At 66.8% G+C, this 3800-nt stretch carries 4 protein-coding genes; all 4 read left to right on the top strand.

Features of this window, described 5'->3' with window-relative positions:
• The first annotated feature begins 36 nt into the window (after positions 1–36).
• Entirely contained in the window at positions 37–483 is a 447-nt protein-coding gene (locus IBX53_RS15255; RefSeq protein WP_290910961.1) for a DUF1249 domain-containing protein, read from the top strand.
• A gap of 56 nt (positions 484–539) precedes the next feature.
• A complete protein-coding gene (locus IBX53_RS15250; RefSeq protein WP_290910958.1) occupies positions 540–1295 on the top strand; it encodes a phosphodiesterase in 756 nt (251 codons plus the stop codon).
• Positions 1296–1420: 125 nt separating this feature from the next.
• Positions 1421–2392, top strand: coding sequence for a sulfate adenylyltransferase subunit CysD (cysD, locus tag IBX53_RS15245; protein ID WP_290910954.1), 972 nt, complete (start codon positions 1421–1423; stop codon positions 2390–2392).
• The coding region (cysN, locus tag IBX53_RS15240; protein WP_290910951.1) for a sulfate adenylyltransferase subunit CysN at positions 2392–3800 on the top strand (1409 nt) is incomplete at its 3' end. The genes cysD and cysN, both read left to right, overlap by 1 nt.

The following is a 3800-nucleotide window of genomic DNA, read 5'->3' as shown; positions in this document are numbered from 1 at the left end:
GACAGTTTGCGAGGAGATAGCGTGCGTAGAGACGGTGTGCAGCGAAGCGCCTATGTGACCGATCTCAGGAGCCTGCAGGGGGAGTGCAGCGTGAACTTCCTGAGGCTGGTGCGCCTGCTGGGGGACCTGGAGGTCGGCGAGACCCGCGAGATCGAGCTGGCCAGCGAGGGCCGCTGGCTGGGCGTGCTCGGCCTGGAACTGCTGGAGCGGGCGCCTTACACCAGCACCGTGCGGGTCACCCAGCGCGGGGTGCTTGACTCGATGATCGAGGCCCCGCGGATGCGGGTGCACCTCTACCACGACGTGCGCATGGCCGAGGTCACCGACTTCCAGCGCCAGCGCCACTTCCATGGCCGCTATCGCTACCCCAACTCGCGCATGCACCAGCCCGACGAGAAGCTGCAGCTCAACCGTTTCCTCGGCGAATGGCTGGAGCACGGCCTGGCCCATGGCCACTCCCTCGACCTGCCAGAACTTCCTTGAATCAGCTTCCCTGAATCCGCTGCGCTGCCCGGCGCCCGATGAGAGCCTTATCGATGATGCGACTGGTCCAGATCAGCGACTGCCATCTCCATGCCGACCCCGCCGCCCGCGCTCGAGCGGGCTTCCCGCTTCGCCAGCTGGAGGCGGTGGTAGAGGCGGTCAACCGCGAGCGCCCCGACATGGTGCTGGTCACCGGCGATATCAGCAACGACGAGACCGCCGCCTCCTACCAGCTGGCCGTGCGCACCCTGGGCAGGCTGGCCGCACCCTGGTTCTGGCTGGCCGGCAACCATGATGACCCGGCGCTGATGGCCGAGACCCGCGAGCTGCTCGACGAGCTCGATATCGGCGCCTGGCGGATCCTGATGCTGGACACCCATGTCAGCGGCCAGGCCCACGGCGAGCTGGGCCCGGAGGGACTGGCCGAACTGGCCGCGCGCCTGGAGGAGGACGACCGGCCGACCCTGCTGGCCATGCACCATCCGCCCCTGCCGGTGGGGTCGGCGTGGATCGATGCCCTCGGGCTCAGGGATCGCGAGGCCTTCTGGCAGACCCTCTCCGCCTTCGGCCAGGTGCGCGCCATCCTCTGTGGCCATATCCATCAGGCCTTCGCCAGCCACCAGCGGCTGGCGGGGAGCCCTCAGCGTCCGGAAGAGAGCGAGGTGGCGGTCTACGGCTGCCCCTCCACCACCGACCAGTTCCTGGCCCACGCCGAGACCTTCGCCATCGACGAGGCCTCGCGTCCCGGCTATCGGGTACTCGACCTGGGTGAGGGCGACGTCACGACCTGGGTAGAGCGCGTCGATCTTTGACGATGGCGCATAGACGTTTTATGGGTATAAAAGGAGAGCTATTAATTCTTTTGGGTTATTAATGGTCCGGCGTTAACCTCGTTGCCATGATTTCCATGCCCACCGTCATGCGAGGTACCCGGGCCATGACCACTACTCACGCCGTGACCGCTCCGTCGCCTGCCCAGGTGAGCAGCGCCGCCCCGTCGCTGTCGCCCGAGCGGCTGACCCACCTGCAGCAACTCGAGGCCGAGTCGATCCACATCCTGCGCGAGGTGGCGGCCGAGTTCCGCAACCCGGTGATGCTCTACTCCATCGGCAAGGACTCCGCGGTGATGCTGCACCTGGCCCGCAAGGCCTTCTATCCCGGGCCGCCGCCCTTCCCGCTGCTCCACGTGGATACCACCTGGAAGTTCCGCGAGATGATTGCCTTCCGCGATCGCATGGCGGAAGAGGCGGGCATGGAACTGCTGGTGCACACCAACGAGGAGGGGCGCGCCGCCGGCATCAACCCCTTCGACCACGGCTCCAGCGGCTACACCGACGTGATGAAGACCGCGGCCCTCAAGCAGGCCCTGGACCAGTACGGCTTCGATGCCGCCTTCGGTGGGGCACGCCGCGACGAGGAGGCGAGCCGGGCCAAGGAGCGAGTCTTCTCCTTTCGCGACCGCTTCCACCGCTGGGACCCCAAGAACCAGCGTCCGGAGCTGTGGAACCTGTACAACGCCCGGGTCAACAAGGGGGAGTCTATCCGCGCCTTTCCCCTCTCCAACTGGACCGAACTGGACATCTGGCAGTACATCCACCTGGAATCCATTCCCATCGTGCCGCTCTACTTCAGTGCCCCGCGTCCGGTAGTGGAGCGCGACGGCATGCTGATCATGGTCGACGACGAGCGCCTGCCGCTGGCCGAGGGCGAGGTGCCCGAGGAGAAGTGGGTGCGTTTCCGCACCCTGGGCTGCTACCCGCTCACCGGGGCGGTGGAATCCACGGCCGCCACCCTGCCGGAGATCATCCAGGAGATGCTGCTGACCCGCACCAGCGAACGCAGCGGTCGCGCCATCGACCACGACCAGGCCGGCTCCATGGAGAAGAAGAAGCGCGAGGGCTATTTCTGATGTCACACCAATCGACTCTGATCGCCGACAACATCGAGCAGTACCTGCACGAGCACCAGAACAAGGACCTGCTGCGCTTCATCACCTGTGGCAGCGTCGATGACGGCAAGTCGACCCTGATCGGCCGGCTGCTGCACGACTCCAAGATGATCTTCGACGACCAGCTCGCCGCGATCACCCGCGACTCGAAGACGGTCGGCACGACCGGCGAGGAGGTCGACCTGGCACTGCTGGTGGACGGCCTGCAGTCGGAGCGGGAGCAGGGCATCACCATCGACGTGGCCTACCGCTTCTTCTCCACCGACAAGCGCAAGTTCATCATCGCCGACACTCCGGGACATGAGCAGTACACCCGCAACATGGCCACCGGCGCCTCCACGGCCAGCCTGGCCATCATCCTGATCGACGCCCGCTATGGCGTGCAGACCCAGACACGCCGGCACAGCTTCATCGCCGATCTGCTGGGCATCCAGCATCTGGTGGTGGCGGTGAACAAGATGGACCTGGTGGACTACTCCCAGGCGCGCTTCGACGAGATCGTCACCGAGTATCAGGAGATTGCCGGGCAGCTTCAGGCCCGCGACATCCGTTTCGTGCCGCTGTCGGCGCTCAAGGGCGACAACGTGGTCAACAGGAGCGAGTCGCTTGCCTGGTACTCGGTCGATGGGCAACCCGGGCCGACGCTGCTGGAGCTGCTGGAGAGCGTCGAGATCAGCCGCGACCGCAACCTGACCGACCTGCGTCTGCCGGTGCAGTACGTCAACCGCCCCAACCTGAACTTCCGCGGCTATGCGGGGACCCTGCAGGCGGGCGTGCTGCGCCCCGGCCAGGCCATCAGGGTGCTGCCCTCCGGCAGCCGCTCCACGGTCGAGCGTATCGTCACCTTCGACGGCGACCTGGAAGAGGCCTTCCCCGGCCAGGCGATCACCGTGACGCTCGCCGACGAGATCGACATCTCCCGGGGCGACTGGATCGTGGCGGCGGATGCCGAGGTGGCCTGTTCCCACGCCTTCGAGGCGGACATCGTGTGGATGCACGAGCAGCCTCTCGAGCCGGGCCGGCAGGTCGACATTCGCCTGGCCGGCCGCTCGGTGGCGGGCCAGGTCGAGGCGATCCTCCACCAGGTGGACGTCAATACCCTGGCGCGGCACCCCGCCGAGCGGCTCGAGCTCAACGCCATCGCCCGCTGCCGGGTAGGGCTGACCGCCGAGGTGCCGCTGGATGACTACGCGAGAAGCCCCGGCACCGGCAGCTTCGTCGTCATCGACCGGCTCACCAACGTCACCGTGGGGGCGGGCATGATCCGCGCCGTGGTCGAAGGCGAGTCGGTGATCCCCGGTCAGGTGGACTGGGCCGGCTTCGAGCTGGAGCTCAATGCCCTGGTGCGCCGGTACTTCCCCCACTGGGA

This window comes from Halomonas sp., assembly GCF_014859505.1.
Classification (GTDB): domain Bacteria; phylum Pseudomonadota; class Gammaproteobacteria; order Pseudomonadales; family Halomonadaceae; genus Halomonas.
Note: the sequence above shows the minus strand (reverse complement) of the source record. Positions and strands in the feature narration are given on the sequence as shown.

Excerpts from the sequence above, each read along its gene's own strand:
- cysD (WP_290910954.1), top strand. The coding sequence starts at position 1,421 with ATGACCACTACTCACGCCGTGACCGCTCCGTCGCCTGCCCAGGTGAGC.
- IBX53_RS15250 (WP_290910958.1), top strand. The coding sequence starts at position 540 with ATGCGACTGGTCCAGATCAGCGACTGCCATCTCCATGCCGACCCCGCC.